Genomic DNA, 13,738 nt, shown 5'->3' on the forward strand with positions numbered 1-13,738 from the left:
TCGCGCACCATAGCCCGGAACCCCTGTCCGTGCTCATCGGCGATCGGCGGCTCCCGCACGCCATGCAACGAGCGAACCTCCTCTCGACGTGGCGCCCGCGAGGAGCCCCGCGGCCGGGTTGATTGGAATTGACATCGACCATGTAGGCGAACACATTTTCACGAACGGTGTCCTTCTTCTTCGCCCTGGGTGTGTCGTCATGCGCATCGAGACCTTCGTCGGCTGTGTGCCGACAGCACTGCTAGCCTCGGCCCTGTGCGGCCTTGTCGTCGCTTGCTCCGAGCCCGCGGGACCTGGAGCGGCCGGAGCGGGAGAGGGGAGCAGCGGAACCGGCGCTGGCGCCGGCGACAGCGGGACGACGGGCAGCAGCGGGGGCCAGGCGGGCTCGAGCGGAGGGGCCGGCGCCGGGACGGGCCAGACGGGGGCGGGTGGGCGCGGGTCGGGCGGAGCAGGCGGCGGTCCTGATCTCAGCGCCGAGATCTACGACCGCACCAACCTGCCGCGCTTCGACATCGAGCTGCCCCCGGAGTCGGTTCAAGCCCTGCAGCAGGTGTCGGGCCCGGACGATCCGCTCCAGGACGAGTACGTCTCGGCCACGCTGCGCTACGGGACAATCACCGTTTCGAACATCGGGCTGCGCATCAAGGGCGAAGGCAGCTTCCGCGGCCTCGACGAAAAGGCGCCGTTCAAGCTCAAGTTCGACGAGTTCGTGGACGACCAGACCTTCCTCGGCCTCGAGCGCATGACGCTCAACAACATGGTCGAAGATCCGTCGTTCCTCGCAGAGCGCCTGGCGTACGACCTCTTCCGCCACGCCGGCTTGCCCGCCCCGCGCTGCAACAGCGCGCTCGTGTACGTCAACGGCGAGTTCTATGGCGTGTATGCCAACGTCGAAGCCGAGGACACGACCTTCCTCTCGCGCTGGTTCGCGAGCAACGACGGAAACCTGTACGAAGAAGGGCAGGTCGACTTCGTGCCGGGCGCCGAAGCAAAGTTCGATCTCGAGACCAACGAGGCCACGAACGACCGCACGGACCTCGCTGCGCTGATCGCCGCCGTGGACACGGCGAAGAGCGCGACGTTCCTCGAGGACATCGGCGGCTCGCTCGACACCGATCACTTCCTGCGCTTCACCGCGGCCGAGGCCGCTGTGAATCAGTGGGATATGTACGCCTACACGGTCTTTTATCCGAACAACTTTCGTATCTACAACGATCCCGCTTCCGGGAAGTTCGTCTTCTTGCCGTGGGGGATGGACCTCTCGATGAAGCCCTTCCGCGACTCGGGCAAGCCCCACATCGCGCTGTTCGAGCTCGCGCGCCAGGGGGACTTCCCGAACGGCGCGATCTCGACGGGGCTCATCTTCCGGCGCTGCCTGGAGAGCCCGAGCTGCGTGACCGCCTACCGCGGCGCGGTGGAGAGCATCATCGAGGCGTACGAGAGCGCCGACCTCGAAGGGCTCGCCAGCAGCTACTACGAGCAGATCAGCGAACAGGTCGCGGCCGACCCGCGCAAGGAATACTCCCAGAGAGAGTTCGAGCGGGGCTTCCAGAGCTTGCTCGACACCATCCGCGAGCGCCCGGACGCGCTGCGCGAGGATCTGGCCAGGTAGCGCCGCCCGGATCGGGAGGCTTCGCGCCGCGCCGGGCCGACTGCGATGGTGCGTTGGGTCCGTTCAGCGGCGGTCGCGACGCCGCCGCGCGCGGCTCGCGAGGGACAGCGCGAGCCCGATCGCGGGCAGCGCCCAGCCGGACGAGGCGCCGCTGCCCGCGCCGACCGAGCAGCCGACTCTGACGTGATCACCATCCGGGTCCTCCGGAGAGTCACCGCCACCACCCGCCCCGGATCCCCCCGAGCCGCCGGCACCCGTATCGGGGGCCTCGCAGGAGCTCACGTCGTTGTCGGCGCAGAGGTGGGGGGCCTCTTCGCAGAACGCCGCCCTCGCGCTGCACCAGGCCTCCTCGAAGCCCTGGGGCGGAGAAGAGCACGCCCCGATGTTCGCGGCGATCTGCGCCGGGTCGGCCGGGAAGACGCCCGTCGCGCCCGCGTCGCCGTGCGGAACGCAGGCGCGCTCCGTCTCGACGGTCGTGCCGTCGATGAGGCTCTTGTACGTGATCTGGTAGCAGTACTCCGTGGCCGCGACGTCGTACGTATGGCTCGGGTTCCCGTCCCAGAACGTCTGCGTGTCGAGCTCCTTCCCGTCCGGGCTCGAGAAGGTGACGATTTGCACGTACTGGCGCACGCCGCTGTCTTCCTCCCCGGTCAGATCGAGGGAGACGGTGACATAGCGCTCCACTTCCTCGGCCACGCAGCGCTCGTGCGGACCGCAGCTCGCTGATCCCAGGTCGGCGACACAGCAGCTCGCCTCGCCGCGCCAGCGCTCCTGCACGCCGACCCAGGTCTCGACGGGGATGGCGCCCACGTCCATGTCGACAGCTGCGCTGGCCCGGGTCTCCCAGGGGACGGTGCCGCGCTGCTCTCCCTCGAGCGCGATCTGGTAGGTATGGCCCTCGACGAGCGGGGCCGCGGGGCGAAAGGCGAGCACGCTCTCGCGCTGGCCGGCGACGACCTCGGCGATCTCGGCGACCTCCTCCAGGGTGCCGCTGATGGCCTCGCCCGTGATCTTGTCGTTCACCAGGAGCACCGGCGCGCTCTCCGGACAGTTCGAATAGCAGCTGACCCGGACCACGATGACCCCGTCGAGCGGCATGGCGGTCGATGCGTCGTACACGTAGCGCCCGTCCGGCACAGGCGTGCAGGCGGAGCTCGGACGGGAGATCCCGAGAGCGCCCAGGCTTCCCATGACGGCGAGTGTCAATGCGGTGAAGCGAGAATAATGCATCGAAGTTCCTCCTCGATCGACCCGACCGGGTCAGCTTCGTGCGGGCGTGTGCAGATACCATGCCGACGGCGACTCGCTCGACCGCCGCGAGGTCCTCGCGGGCACCCGCGCGCGTCGCGGATATGACCGCGATGTCAACCTGTGCCAGCCGCCCTGTGTCACCTCGCCCATTGGGAGAAGAGATATCCGTAGAATTGCTCGAGATCCACCTGGTCGAGCGCCTGCACCGGGCGACCGCCGGGCACGACCCTGGTGCGCCCTTGCGACGGGCCCGCGGTGACGATCTCCGTCTCCCAGGCGCGGAGGGTGAACATCTCCGGCTTGCCGAGGTACGAGGTCGTCAGCACGTCCCACGCGAAGTAGTCCTGGTGGCCGGCGAGCGCGTAGCAGGTGCCCGCGAGGTCGGAGAGGGGGTATCGGCGCTGGCGGGACAGGCGGCGGAGGAACGCCTGGGTGACGGGGACGAGGTTCGTGATGTCCAGCGGACAGAGGGTGATCGGGATGGCGGTCTTCCAGATGCGGTCGGCGGCGATCGGGTCCCAGTAGACGTTCCACTCGGCGGAGCCGTCCTGCCCGCTCTCGAAGGCCGTCTGCACGTTCCCGTGCACGTTGAGCGCGCCGCCCATCCAGACGATCTCGCGGATGTTCCTCTCGATGTGAGGATCGATGTCGAGCGCGGCGGCGACGGTCGTGAGCGGCCCGGTCACGAGGAGCGTCACGGGCTCGGGGACGGCGCGCAGGGCGCTCGCCATGAAGGCCTGGCCGGCCTCGGGGACGCGCCGGGTGAGGATCTCCTCGCGCTCGTTCAGCACGGGGATCTTGTCGATGCAGAAGGCGTCGCGCCGGAAGATGGGCGGAAACGGGTTGAGCCCGCGGACGGTGCTCTCGGCGACGGGCACGTCGTGACGGCCCACCAGATCGAGGATCTTGCGCGTGGCGCTGACGGCGGGCTCGATGTAGCAGTCGGCAGGGGTGACGACGACGCCGAGGACATCGACGTGATCCATCGTCAACAGGAGCAGCATCGCGAGGTAGTCATCGACGCCGCCGTCGTGATCCAGGAGAACGCGCGTTCGTGCCATGAAGAGCTCCTTGCGGGCGCGGAGGGGTGGGTCGCGCGCCGGCGATCCCGGCGGGGGTCCGGCGCGCGGCGAGGAGGAGAATTTCAACGCAAAGGCCCAAGGACGCAAGGGCGCAAATGCCGGGTAAGCGTGGCCCCGACGCGTCGTTGAGCACGCCTCGAGAGGGGCGTGCGCGGAGGGAAAGGTCCTTGCGCTTGTGACCGCTCCCGGGCGGCAACTCCGGACGTGCCGGAGCGGCTCCGAACGCCCGAGGCTCAGCCCGGGTTCTGCTGCAGGCGGTGCAGGTGGTGCTCCTCGCCGTTCAAGGTCAGCACCGCCATGAACCCGTCACGCGCGAGCTGCTTCTCGATCCTGAACTCGTGCGTTCCCTGGGGGACGGAGGTGTCGACGATGCGCGCGACCTCCGGCTCCAGGGCGCCGCCCGGGTAGCTGTAGATGTCGAGGCGCAGCGCGCAGGCGCGCTCGATCGTCGCGCGCGCGACGAAGGTGTCATGGGCCTCCGCTACCGAGAAGGCGCTCCCGAGTTCGCCCTCGACGGAAGATCTCCTGAGCGCCCAGGCGATCTGCCGGCTGGCGATCGGGGCGTACACGTCCAGCACCATCACGTCCTTGTTCTGCTCCTTGAAGCGCGCGTGGAGGCGCGCCCGGGTGGCGGCGTCCACGCCGCCGCCGATCGTGATGAGGTCGAAGTCGCCGGCGTGGAACTCCGTGTCCGGCGACGCGCTCAACGTGCCGACGGCCGAGTGCCCCTGCTTGTTCAGCGCTGCCACACTCCGCTCGAGGACATCGGCCCTCTTGCCGATGACGAGGATCCTTGTCGCTCTCGTTGTCATGCTCTCTCCTCCTTGCGATCTGCCGCCGCGCCCTGCTGGAACGCTTTCACGTGGCGTTCCAGCGATTCGTCGAACGTCCGGCCCCTGCGCTCGAGGAGCCGCGAACGAGCTGCTCGAGCACCGCACCGCCCTCGCCTCGTCGGCGGGTCGCGCCCGAAGAGCAGCGTGCAACGGAGCCTCCCGCATGTCGGATCTCACGCCAATGGTTTGGAATAATTCTGCTCGTTTGTTGCCTGCCCAGGTGCTGGGGCGGCTCGCCGGACGCGCCCGCGAGAGCACGATGGCGATTCGCTCATGCGCGCAGGTGACGCAACGCGCGCTCGGCGGCCCACAGCCCCGAGAGCATGGCGGCATTGGCGTGATCGCCGGGCGGTTCGGTGGCGTTGCCCATGCGGAAGAGCCCCGGCTCGTGCTCCTCGATCGGCAGCGCGTCTTCGTCGGCGATCGGAATCTCGTGCGCGAGGCTCGCGCTCACGCCGTGGTGCGCTTCGTACTCGCTCGGGTCGAGCAAGCGCTCGAAGCGCAGCGCGCTCGAGAAGCCGGGCACGTGCGCGTCGATTCGCGATTTCACGGAGGCGAGAACCCGGGCGCGGCGCGAGGCGTCGAGCGTGTCCTGGCCACGCGGCGCGAGCAGGAAGCCCGTGAACGCGCGCGTGTCGCCTGCCTCGTGATCGCGAAAGAGGTGGAAGCCGAACGTCTCGGGCCAATGCCCCGCGTCGAGCGCGGCCATCCACTCCTCCGCGCGCGGCGGGGAGACGATCAGCGTGCGAGCGTCCACGAACGGCGTCGTCCGCGGCACGGCGAACAGCACCTGACACACCTTGAGCCCCGCGCGCCCGCGACACGCGCTCGCGGGCACCGTGGAGAGCACCACGCGGGCGTGCTCGCTGCCCGAGCTCGTGTCGACCTCGAACCCCCGCGCGTGCTTCTTCACGGCCTGAACGCCGGTGCCGAATCGCAAGGTGACGCCCGTCGACCGGAGCCGCGCGAGCATGGCGTCGGTGATGACTTGCGGGCCCCCGATCGGCACGACCATCTTCTCGTGTCCGTAGCCGAGCTCTCCGGAGAAGTCTGCCCGGAGGAGATCTGCCCGGAGGTGCTGCGGCGGCGTGCCGAGCGCGTACGCGAGCAGCGAGATCATGCGGAAGCCCATGCCGTCGCGTTCGTGATCACGAAAGAGCGTGCCCAGCGGTCGCTTCTCGCCGTTGCGCACGCGCATCACCATGCGCAGCACGGACGGCGCGTGACGCAGGAGACGCAGGGCCCCGCGCGGTCGCGGCGGCAGGCGGTGCGTCTCGTCGCCAAAGTCCACCACGTTGGTGCTCGGCTCGAACGCGACGTGCACCCCCAGGCGCGCGAGATCGGTCACGATGCGCGCGCCGAAATCGTTGCAGCCGACGGTGAAGCGGTGGCCTTCCAGCTCGAATGCCCCGCAGCGACCGCCCGCGCGGGCGAGCCTCTCCACGAGCAGGACCTTGCACCCCCGGCGCGCGAGCTCCAGCGATGCCGTCATGCCCGAGAGGCCGGCGCCGACCACGATGGCGTCCCAGTGGGTCTCTGCCATGGCTCTTCGTATCCTTTCGCCTCCTGGCGCGTCAACCGTGCGATCTGTGCGCCTGGCGCAGCGCAACGAGCCTGCCTGCGGCGCAGGCGATCACCTGCACCGGTGAGGAGATTCCGCGCGAAGTCCTCAAGAACGTTGTATTCGGGCCCTTCTTCAGGTTGCAGCGAATGCTGCAAAGGCACAGGTCGTCGTCATCGTCCGAGCCGCGATGTCGCGCGCGCCGGTGGCTGTGCAGCCCAGCCGCCGGGCGAAGCGGTCGAGGGGTCGCGTCGAGGACCGAGGCCCCGCGGCGCGGCGACGGGCGGCCCGCGCTACGCGGCGACGCCGAGGGTGCCGATCTCCTCGAACTCGCGGATCATCCGAGCGAGCCCGCCCTCGTCGACGCGGAGGCCGAGCGCCGCCGCGGCGTGGACGAGGAGCCTCCGCTCCCGCAGCGACGCGACCTTGTCCACGGCCGCCGCGATCTCGAGCGCGCGCAGCAGCGGGGCGCGCGCGCCCTCCGGCACGCCGCGGAGGCGCTCGATCCAGGTGATGTCGTCGGCGAGGCGCTCGTTCAGGCCAGCGCGCGCCGGGGCCGGCAGCCGCCGCAGCACGGCCGCGAGCAGCGCGGACTCCTCCGGCGTGAGGCGGCCGTCGGCGGTGAAGATGAACCAGAGCCCGTCGAACAGCCGATCGAGGTGCGGGCGCAGCGTCTCGTCGCAGAGCGCCTCGTCGAGCGCGCGCCGGTAACGCAGGTATCGACGCGCGGTATCCCCGAGGCGCCGGGTGACTACCCAGCTCGTGATCGACGACGAGGCGACCGAGAGCACGGGCACCAGGTTGCGCGCCACGCTCTCGCCGGCGAGCCGCGCCGCGAGCTGCTTCGCCACATCCGAGCCGCGCCCGCGCGCCGAGCGCACGAGCACGCCCGCTGGATCGTCCGTGTCCTGAGGGTGCTCCACGACGCCGAACGCGAGGGCGAGCAGCGCCCACACGTCGGCCGGCTCGTCCGGATCGAACCGGAGCCCGAAGAGATCCGCGAGCTCGCAGAGCATCTGCACGTGCAGGAGCAGCCGGAGCACCGTCTCACCGCCGATCGCGAGCATGGCCGCAGGGATGGCGACGAGCCCGCCGAGCCCGTTGGTCTCGGCCGTGGCCACCGCCGCGCCGGTCGAGAGCGCCCCGGTCGCGCCGCCCGCGAGCGCCGAGCGGATGCAGGCGCGCCGGATGACCGCGCGCGCGTCGGTCGACTCCGTCACGCCGGTCGACGCCGCGATGCTCGCGGGGCGAGGCCGCCGGTTGTAGCGGCGCACCGCGCGGGACAAGAGCTCCTCGAGCCACGCATCGACAGGGCGCCCGCCCACGCCTGCTTCGCTCGTCGCCTCGCTCAGCGGGAGCGCCGCGGCCCCCGCTGCGTCACCAGGATGCGCAGCCTCGTCGCCCATGGACCAGGGCGGTTCAAGATGCATTCCGCGCCCCGCGGGCGCCCAGGCCGAGCCCGGTCGCAGCCCTGCGGAGATCGGCTATCGCCTTGGTCGGGCGTACAAGGATTCACCTGCTCCCTCGCCGAGGAGGAGAGCACCTTCCGCTCACACGGCTCGACGAGCCGACTCAGCTCCAGGAGGCTCCGGCCGTCTGGGCCTGAACGGATGATCCGTGGTATGGGCGTCTCGCCCTGCCTCCCGTCTCAGCATGTATACCGGAACTCTGGCGTTGATACGATGAAAAAACGCGTCTCCGGTGCCATCGTCGCTTCCGTCATCCACGCGGTCCGCGTGGTGGAAGGGAGAGAGACGATGCGGGTATTGCTGACGGGAGTGGGGACTCGCGGTGACGTGCAACCCGTGGTGGCCTTGGCCGTCGAGATGCGGCGTCGGGGGCACCATGTGAGGTTGTGCGTCCCGCCGAACTTCATCGGCTTGGTGGGCGGCATGGGCTTCACGGCGACCCCGATCGGAATCGCGATGCGGCAACCGAGCGGGGCCGCCGCGCCGGCCGCCCCGCTGACGCCGGAGCAGGTCCGCGCGCTGGTCGATCACCTCGCGAGAGACCAGTTCGACGCGACCGCGTCGGCCGCCGAGGGATGCGACGTCATCGTGGCCGGCGGAGCGCACCAGTACGCCGCGCGGTCCATCGCGGAGCGGCTGGGCATCCCGTCCGTGGTCGCCCTGTACGCGCCGGTGGCCCTGCCGTCGCCGGACCATGCGCCCGGCGGGGAGCCCGGGGGCGACCCGGAATCGAACCTCCGGCGCTGGCAGGACGAATCGCGGAGCTGGAACGAGCGCCTCCTCGAGCGGCTCAACGCCAACCGAGAGCGCCTCGGCCTGGGTCCGCTGAGCGACGTCTTCAGCCACGTCCTGGGCAAGGCGCCGTGGCTCGCGGTGGACTCGGTCCTTGGGCCGCTGCCGGCGACGCCCGGCCTTCAGGTCACGCAGACGGGAGCCTGGCTCCTTCCCGACCAGGCGCCGCTCGTCCCCGAGCTGGAAGCGTTCCTCGCCGCCGGCGAGCCGCCCGTCTACATCGGCTTTGGCAGCATGCCTGTCGACCCGCAGACGGGCCGTGTCGTCATCGAGGCCGTGCGGGCGGCGGGGCGCCGGGTCGTGCTGTCGCAGGGGTGGGCCGAGCTCGGTCTCGTCGACGACGCTCCCGACGGCATCGCGATCGGCGACGTCAACCAGCAGGCCCTGTTCCCGAGGGTCGCCGCGGTGGTGCACCACGGCGGGGCGGGTACGACCACGACGGCGGCCCGCGCGGGCGTCCCGCAGGTGATCGTCCCGATGTTCGCCGATCAGCCCTACTGGGCGTCGCGCGTCCGGGCGCTCGGGCTCGGGACGTCCGTGGCCCGTGGTGCGCTGAGCGCGGAGTCCCTTCTGGCCGCGCTGGAGGGCGCCCTCGACCACGGGGTCACCGCCCGCGCGGCCGCGAGCGCGGGCGCCGTGGCGGTGGATGGAACGGCCGTCGCCGCCGACCTCATCGAGCGGGCCTCCGCGTGAAGCTCGGGTGATCGCCGCGTGCGTCTGGCCGTGGTTAGACGGAGGGCTCCCGCCGCCGGACATGCTGTTCGAGCCAGGCGAGGAGCTCGTCTCGTGAGAGCGCGCCGGAAGCAAGCGAGAGCATCATGCGCTCTTGAACGTCGACATCGGCATCGAGGGAGCAGCCGTTCAGCATCACGAAGACTTCCATCGCCGCATGACCGACACGCTTGTTACCGTCGATGAACGGGTGGCCTTGCACGAGCGAGAAGCAGAGAGTTGCTGCCTTGGCGATCACGGTAGGATAGAGCTCCTCACCTCCGAAGGTCGCCTTCGGCTGGGCCACAGCAGCCTCGACGGCGCGGAGGTCGCGAACGCCTGCGGCGCCACCGCTCGCCGCAAGAACCCGCTCGTGGAGGAAGAAGACCTCCGCCAAGGTCAAGTAGCGCACGGTCAGGCGAGCCGCCTGTACAGCTCTGCGTTCTTCACGAGGACAACCTCGGCTGCAGCGCGAAACTCGTCGTCCGGCGTCGTCAGCAGATCCGCCACGGCGGCCCGCGCCAGCTCTTCCGGCTGCAAGCCGAGGCTCTTTGCGCGTTCCTGGAGGCGGTCGGCTTGCGCGGGCGACAGGTCGATGGCGAGCTTCATGGGACGAAGTGTACCTCGGGCGACCCTGGCTCGTCACCCGGTATACGGGTGGCCGGCGAGCGATGAGTCCAGGCGGAGAAAGGCGGTTCCATCCGTCCCGAGAGCGCAGCGGCCGATGGAGGGTTGAGGCTGGAGAGAGGAAGATTCCGGAGCGCTCGGGAGTAACGGCGTGCCATGCGAAGCCGCTCCACGCCGGGTCGTCAGAGACGCCCCGGCGCCACGCGATGGCCGCCCGACCCCGGGCGCCCCCGTCCGGGTCCGGTGGCCGCGCTTCGTCAGCAGTTTTCGTCGGCGACACGCCGCCCCTGCGCGAAAGAGAGCACGAACGACCGGAGAATGAGCTTTCGTGAAACCACCCGCCCGCTGCCGCGTAGAGGTGGCATCTCCTCGCCGCCAACGCCGAAAGCAGCGCCCTACGGGGCGCTCGCGGGCGTACCGCTCACCGCTGCGGCGCGGGGAGACGCCTTTCTGTTGGCGCTTCTGCCCGCAGCGGGCTGTGCTCGGCCGGCGCCCCTGGCGCCTTCACGTGGGCCACGAGGCCCGAAAGAGACAATGACCATGAAGACGATCCGATTCGCGCTCTGCTCTCTCCCCCTCATGCTCGCCGCCTTTGCCGTCACCGCGACCTCGGCGGCCGAGACCGGCCCGACCTCCGCCGCGAGCGGCGTGCAGCTCGAGTCCACCGCCGTGGACGCCTCGGCGGACCTCGGCGGCGCTGCGGACGATGCGGCGTGCTCCGGTGGTGACGTGACCGGCGCCGACGACACCTCTCTGATGAGCACCGCCGCGCGCTCCGATCGCCCCAATGCCCCTGGCCTGAAGCTGTGCTGCGGAACGGCGGGGGACTACGGGGTCATCTGCTGGCGCTGCTGAGCGGGCGCCGGACGTTAGCTGTTGGCCGCGGTGCGCTGGCGCGCGATCGACCCGATCTCGCGCCAGCGCCCGGCCAGGGATCAGATGTCCGGAGGGGGTCGATGATCTGTTGCCAAGTGAGCAGGGCCAGCTAGGGTGCGGGCCTCAACGGACGGAAGGCGCGGATGAAGGACACCCTGTCGGCGGCGGAGGCCCGGCGCATCGCGCTGGCGGCGCAGGGCTTCCGGGCGGAGCGACCCGGGCCGGCGACGACGAAGCAGCAGTTGACCCGGCTGATCGAGCGGCTGGGCGTGGTGCAGATCGACAGCGTCAACGTCGTCTCGCGCACCCATTACCTGCCGGCCTTCTCGCGGCTGGGGGCCTATCCGCGGCCCATGCTCGAGGAGCTCGCGTGGGCGAGCAAGCGGCCGCTGTTCGAGTACTGGGCGCACGAGGCGTCGCTGCTGCCGCTCGCCACCCAGCCGCTGCTGCGCTGGCGGATGGCCGACGCGCGCGACGGGGCGGGCGTCTGGAAGGGTGTGGCGCGCTTTCTGCGCGAGCATCGGCCGATGGCGGACCAGGCGCTGGAGCAGATCCGCGAGCGCGGGCCGCTGGCCGCCTCCGAGCTCGAGATCGGCAAGAAGGGGCCGGGCGGCTGGTGGGGCTGGAGCGACGCCAAGCGGGCGGCCGAGTGCCTGTTCTGGAGCGGCGAGCTGACGACCGCCACCCGGCGGGGGACCTTCGAGAGGGTGTATGACCTGCCGGAGAAGGTCCTGCCCAGGGCGGTGATCGAGGCGCCGACGCCCGCGCGCGAGGACGCCCAGCGCGCGTTGATCCGCATCGCCGCCCGGGCCCTGGGCGTGGCGACCGAGCGGGACCTGCGGGACCATTTCCGCATGGGGGTCGCCGAGACGAAGGCGCGGCTCACCGAGCTCGCCGAGGCCGGTGAGCTGATCCCCGTGGGCGTGAAGGGCTGGCGGGAGCCGGCCTTCCTCGATCCCGCCGCCCGGCGGCCGCGGCGGATCGAGGCCTGCGCCCTCCTCTCGCCCTTCGACAACCTGATCTGGTTCCGCGAGCGCACCGAGCGGATGTTCGGCGTGCGGGTGCGGCTCGAGATCTACACCCCCGCGGCGAAGCGGACCCACGGTTACTACGTGCTGCCGTTCCTCGAGGGCGACGCGATCACCGCGCGGGTGGACCTGAAGGCCGATCGCAAGGCGGGCGTGCTGCTCGTGCAGGCAAGCCACGGCGAGCCCTTGGCGGGCGCGCAGACGCCGGAGCGGCTGGCAGGCGAGCTGCGGACCATGGCCGCGTGGCTGGGGCTGGAGCGCGTGCGGGTGGAGCCGAAAGGCGACCTGGCCAAGCGGCTGGCTGGGGCCCTGCCGGGCAGATAGCCACGAACAACACGCTGCGTGTAGCCAGGCGCCCAGCGGGCGAGCGTCACACGTCTCTCCAGGTGGGTCGGGTCGCCGCCGGAGATTGCTTCAAGGCTCGCGGAAGTATCGCGCAACCTCGAGCGCCACTCTCGTCGAGCCCGTGCCCTGGTGTCGGGGCGCACGCAGGTCACACGGCGTGACAACTCGAGGGAGGTGCCCGGAATTGAAGAGCAGGACACGGCTGCTCCGGCTCCTGCGGGCCCCACGCATGAGCTTGGCATACCGCCTGGAGAGCCAGCATGTCCAGCATGGCTGGAACCACCCGAGAGACGACCCGATGCCCTCCGTGACCCATGAAGCCCTGGTGGAGCTGTTCAAGAACCGGCCGACGCTGGCCGCCGAGATGCTGCAGGACGCGCTTGGCCAGCCGGTCCCGACCTTCACGGAGGCGCGCGTCGAGTCCTCCGACCTCGCCGAGATCGTGCCCTCCGACCGCCGGGCGGACGTCGTGGTCGTGCTTCTGGTCCGCGAGCAGCAGCGGCGCGCGATGGCGATTGTGGTCGAGGTCCAGCTCAGCGTGGACCCGGACAAGCCGTACGTCTGGCCGGTGTATGTCACCCAGACGAGGGCCCGGCACCGTTGCCCGACGTGGCTGCTGGTCGTGACGATCGATGCGGGGATCGCGCGGTGGTGCGCACGCCCGATCGACGCGGGCCACCCCGGCTTGACGCTGACGCCGCTGGTGCTCGGGCCGGCGGGCGTCCCGGTCGTCACCGATGCCGAGCAGGCGAGGGCGGCGCCCGAGGTGGTCGTGCTCTCGGCGATGGCGCACGGGCAGGGCGAGGCGGGGGAGGCGATCGGCGTGGCGTTCCTGGCGGCGGCAGCCGGGCTCGATGAGGAGCGCCGCGCCGTCTACGGGGACCTGGTGCTATCCTCGCTGAACGCAGCGGCGAGGCGGATGTTGGAGGCGATGATGAAGAGCGGATACGAGTTTCAGAGCGAATTCGCGCGCAGCTACGTGGCCAAGGGCGTGGAGAAGGGCCGGGAGCAGGGGATCCTCGAAGCCAAGGCGCAGGCAGTGCTTGCCTTCCTCGAGGCCCGCGGGCTGGAGGTCCCTGCCGAGGTCCGGGAGCGCGTCCTCGCGAGCACCGATGTGGCCGAGCTGGACCGCTGGATCCGCCGCGCTGCATCCGTCGGCGACGCCAGGGAGTTGCTCGCGACGACCGGCTCCTGAGCGCGCACGGCGTCGGGAAGCCGTCGGGCGGTTATCTGCCGCCGGCCGTGGCGGCGGCAGGCTGCTTACCCGTGGTCGACCGTGGTGACGAGCCAGGTCCCGACGAAGAATTAGCACGAGATGCTAAGCCGAGATCCTCCTGCTCGGAGGCACGAAGAGCCCGAGGTGCCTGAAGAACGCCCGCGATGCGCCGGAGACGATCCTCCCCATGGGCGAGCGGACGGAGCTCGAAGGCGTCGGTCACGAGATTCCCTGGAACGCCGATTGGGGAGGGAGCCCCGAGCTCGTCGCGCAATCCCTGCGCGGCTTTTCATGGAAGACCGCCCCTGAGCTCAGCGCGCGGGAAAAAGGAGCTG

The 13,738-nt window shown here is 70.5% G+C and carries 12 protein-coding genes; 5 read left to right on the top strand and 7 right to left on the bottom strand.

All coding sequences use genetic code 11. The features are described from left to right. Nucleotides 1–199: 199 nt before the first annotated feature. Nucleotides 200–1,612, top strand: a complete 1,413-nt coding sequence (locus WME95_RS48985) for a CotH kinase family protein (RefSeq protein ID WP_437906045.1) — start codon at nucleotides 200–202, stop codon at nucleotides 1,610–1,612. Between the two features lie 63 nt (nucleotides 1,613–1,675). Here the strand turns inward: WME95_RS48985 and WME95_RS48990 are convergent, their stop codons facing one another. The 5 genes from WME95_RS48990 to WME95_RS49010 form a co-directional block, all read right to left on the bottom strand. Continuing rightward, nucleotides 1,676–2,842: a hypothetical protein gene (locus WME95_RS48990; protein WP_437906046.1), complete on the bottom strand. Its 1,167-nt coding sequence runs from the start codon at nucleotides 2,840–2,842 to the stop codon at nucleotides 1,676–1,678. A gap of 158 nt (nucleotides 2,843–3,000) precedes the next feature. Next, nucleotides 3,001–3,924, bottom strand: coding sequence for a nucleoside hydrolase (locus WME95_RS48995; RefSeq protein WP_437906047.1), 924 nt, complete (start codon nucleotides 3,922–3,924; stop codon nucleotides 3,001–3,003). A 254-nt stretch (nucleotides 3,925–4,178) separates the two neighbouring features. Beyond that, the gene (locus WME95_RS49000) at nucleotides 4,179–4,757 is read right to left on the bottom strand and encodes a hypothetical protein (RefSeq protein WP_437906048.1); all 579 of its coding nucleotides are present in this window, start codon (nucleotides 4,755–4,757) and stop codon (nucleotides 4,179–4,181) included. 292 nt (nucleotides 4,758–5,049) lie between these two features. Continuing rightward, the gene (locus WME95_RS49005) at nucleotides 5,050–6,321 is read right to left on the bottom strand and encodes a phytoene desaturase family protein (protein WP_437906049.1); all 1,272 of its coding nucleotides are present in this window, start codon (nucleotides 6,319–6,321) and stop codon (nucleotides 5,050–5,052) included. A 311-nt stretch (nucleotides 6,322–6,632) separates the two neighbouring features. After that, on the bottom strand, nucleotides 6,633–7,769 hold the full coding sequence (locus WME95_RS49010) for a hypothetical protein (RefSeq protein ID WP_437906050.1): 1,137 nt from the start codon (nucleotides 7,767–7,769) through the stop codon (nucleotides 6,633–6,635). Between the two features lie 327 nt (nucleotides 7,770–8,096). Between WME95_RS49010 and WME95_RS49015 the strand changes: the two genes are divergently transcribed. Further along, nucleotides 8,097–9,293 carry a glycosyltransferase gene (locus tag WME95_RS49015; protein ID WP_437911112.1) on the top strand — a complete coding sequence of 399 codons (1,197 nt, stop codon included), beginning with the start codon at nucleotides 8,097–8,099 and terminating at the stop codon, nucleotides 9,291–9,293. 34 nt (nucleotides 9,294–9,327) lie between these two features. On the opposite strand, the gene WME95_RS49020 is transcribed toward WME95_RS49015, so the two are convergent. Together WME95_RS49020 and WME95_RS49025 are read right to left on the bottom strand one after the other, a co-directional pair. Further along, entirely contained in the window at nucleotides 9,328–9,723 is a 396-nt protein-coding gene (locus tag WME95_RS49020; RefSeq protein ID WP_437906051.1) for a type II toxin-antitoxin system death-on-curing family toxin, read from the bottom strand. 2 nt (nucleotides 9,724–9,725) lie between these two features. Continuing rightward, nucleotides 9,726–9,920, bottom strand: coding sequence for a DNA-binding protein (locus WME95_RS49025; protein WP_437906052.1), 195 nt, complete (start codon nucleotides 9,918–9,920; stop codon nucleotides 9,726–9,728). 558 nt (nucleotides 9,921–10,478) lie between these two features. On the opposite strand from WME95_RS49025, the gene WME95_RS49030 reads away from it, so the two are divergent. The 3 genes from WME95_RS49030 (at nucleotide 10,479) to WME95_RS49040 (ending at nucleotide 13,382) form a co-directional block, all read left to right on the top strand. Continuing rightward, complete coding sequence (locus tag WME95_RS49030; RefSeq protein WP_437906053.1) at nucleotides 10,479–10,793, top strand: hypothetical protein; 315 nt, start codon at nucleotides 10,479–10,481, stop codon at nucleotides 10,791–10,793. A 164-nt stretch (nucleotides 10,794–10,957) separates the two neighbouring features. Further along, nucleotides 10,958–12,166, top strand: a complete 1,209-nt coding sequence (locus WME95_RS49035; protein WP_437906054.1) for a winged helix-turn-helix domain-containing protein — start codon at nucleotides 10,958–10,960, stop codon at nucleotides 12,164–12,166. A 319-nt stretch (nucleotides 12,167–12,485) separates the two neighbouring features. Further along, on the top strand, nucleotides 12,486–13,382 hold the full coding sequence (locus tag WME95_RS49040; RefSeq protein WP_437911113.1) for a hypothetical protein: 897 nt from the start codon (nucleotides 12,486–12,488) through the stop codon (nucleotides 13,380–13,382). Nucleotides 13,383–13,738: the final 356 nt, after the last annotated feature.

The sequence above is a fragment of the Sorangium sp. So ce327 genome, from assembly GCF_051530205.1.
Lineage (GTDB): Bacteria > Myxococcota_A > Polyangia > Polyangiales > Polyangiaceae > Sorangium > Sorangium cellulosum_B.

What these genes read in the sequence shown, in the direction of transcription:
- WME95_RS49005 (WP_437906049.1), bottom strand. Translation starts at nt 6,321, where the DNA reads ATGGCAGAGACCCACTGGGACGCCATCGTGGTCGGCGCCGGCCTCTCG.
- WME95_RS49025 (WP_437906052.1), bottom strand. Translation starts at nt 9,920, where the DNA reads ATGAAGCTCGCCATCGACCTGTCGCCCGCGCAAGCCGACCGCCTCCAG.
- WME95_RS49040 (WP_437911113.1), top strand. Translation starts at nt 12,486, where the DNA reads ATGCCCTCCGTGACCCATGAAGCCCTGGTGGAGCTGTTCAAGAACCGG.
- WME95_RS48990 (WP_437906046.1), bottom strand. Translation starts at nt 2,842, where the DNA reads ATGCATTATTCTCGCTTCACCGCATTGACACTCGCCGTCATGGGAAGC.
- WME95_RS48995 (WP_437906047.1), bottom strand. Translation starts at nt 3,924, where the DNA reads ATGGCACGAACGCGCGTTCTCCTGGATCACGACGGCGGCGTCGATGAC.
- WME95_RS49010 (WP_437906050.1), bottom strand. Translation starts at nt 7,769, where the DNA reads ATGCATCTTGAACCGCCCTGGTCCATGGGCGACGAGGCTGCGCATCCT.
- WME95_RS49000 (WP_437906048.1), bottom strand. Translation starts at nt 4,757, where the DNA reads ATGACAACGAGAGCGACAAGGATCCTCGTCATCGGCAAGAGGGCCGAT.
- WME95_RS48985 (WP_437906045.1), top strand. Translation starts at nt 200, where the DNA reads ATGCGCATCGAGACCTTCGTCGGCTGTGTGCCGACAGCACTGCTAGCC.
- WME95_RS49015 (WP_437911112.1), top strand. Translation starts at nt 8,097, where the DNA reads ATGCGGGTATTGCTGACGGGAGTGGGGACTCGCGGTGACGTGCAACCC.
- WME95_RS49030 (WP_437906053.1), top strand. Translation starts at nt 10,479, where the DNA reads ATGAAGACGATCCGATTCGCGCTCTGCTCTCTCCCCCTCATGCTCGCC.
- WME95_RS49035 (WP_437906054.1), top strand. Translation starts at nt 10,958, where the DNA reads ATGAAGGACACCCTGTCGGCGGCGGAGGCCCGGCGCATCGCGCTGGCG.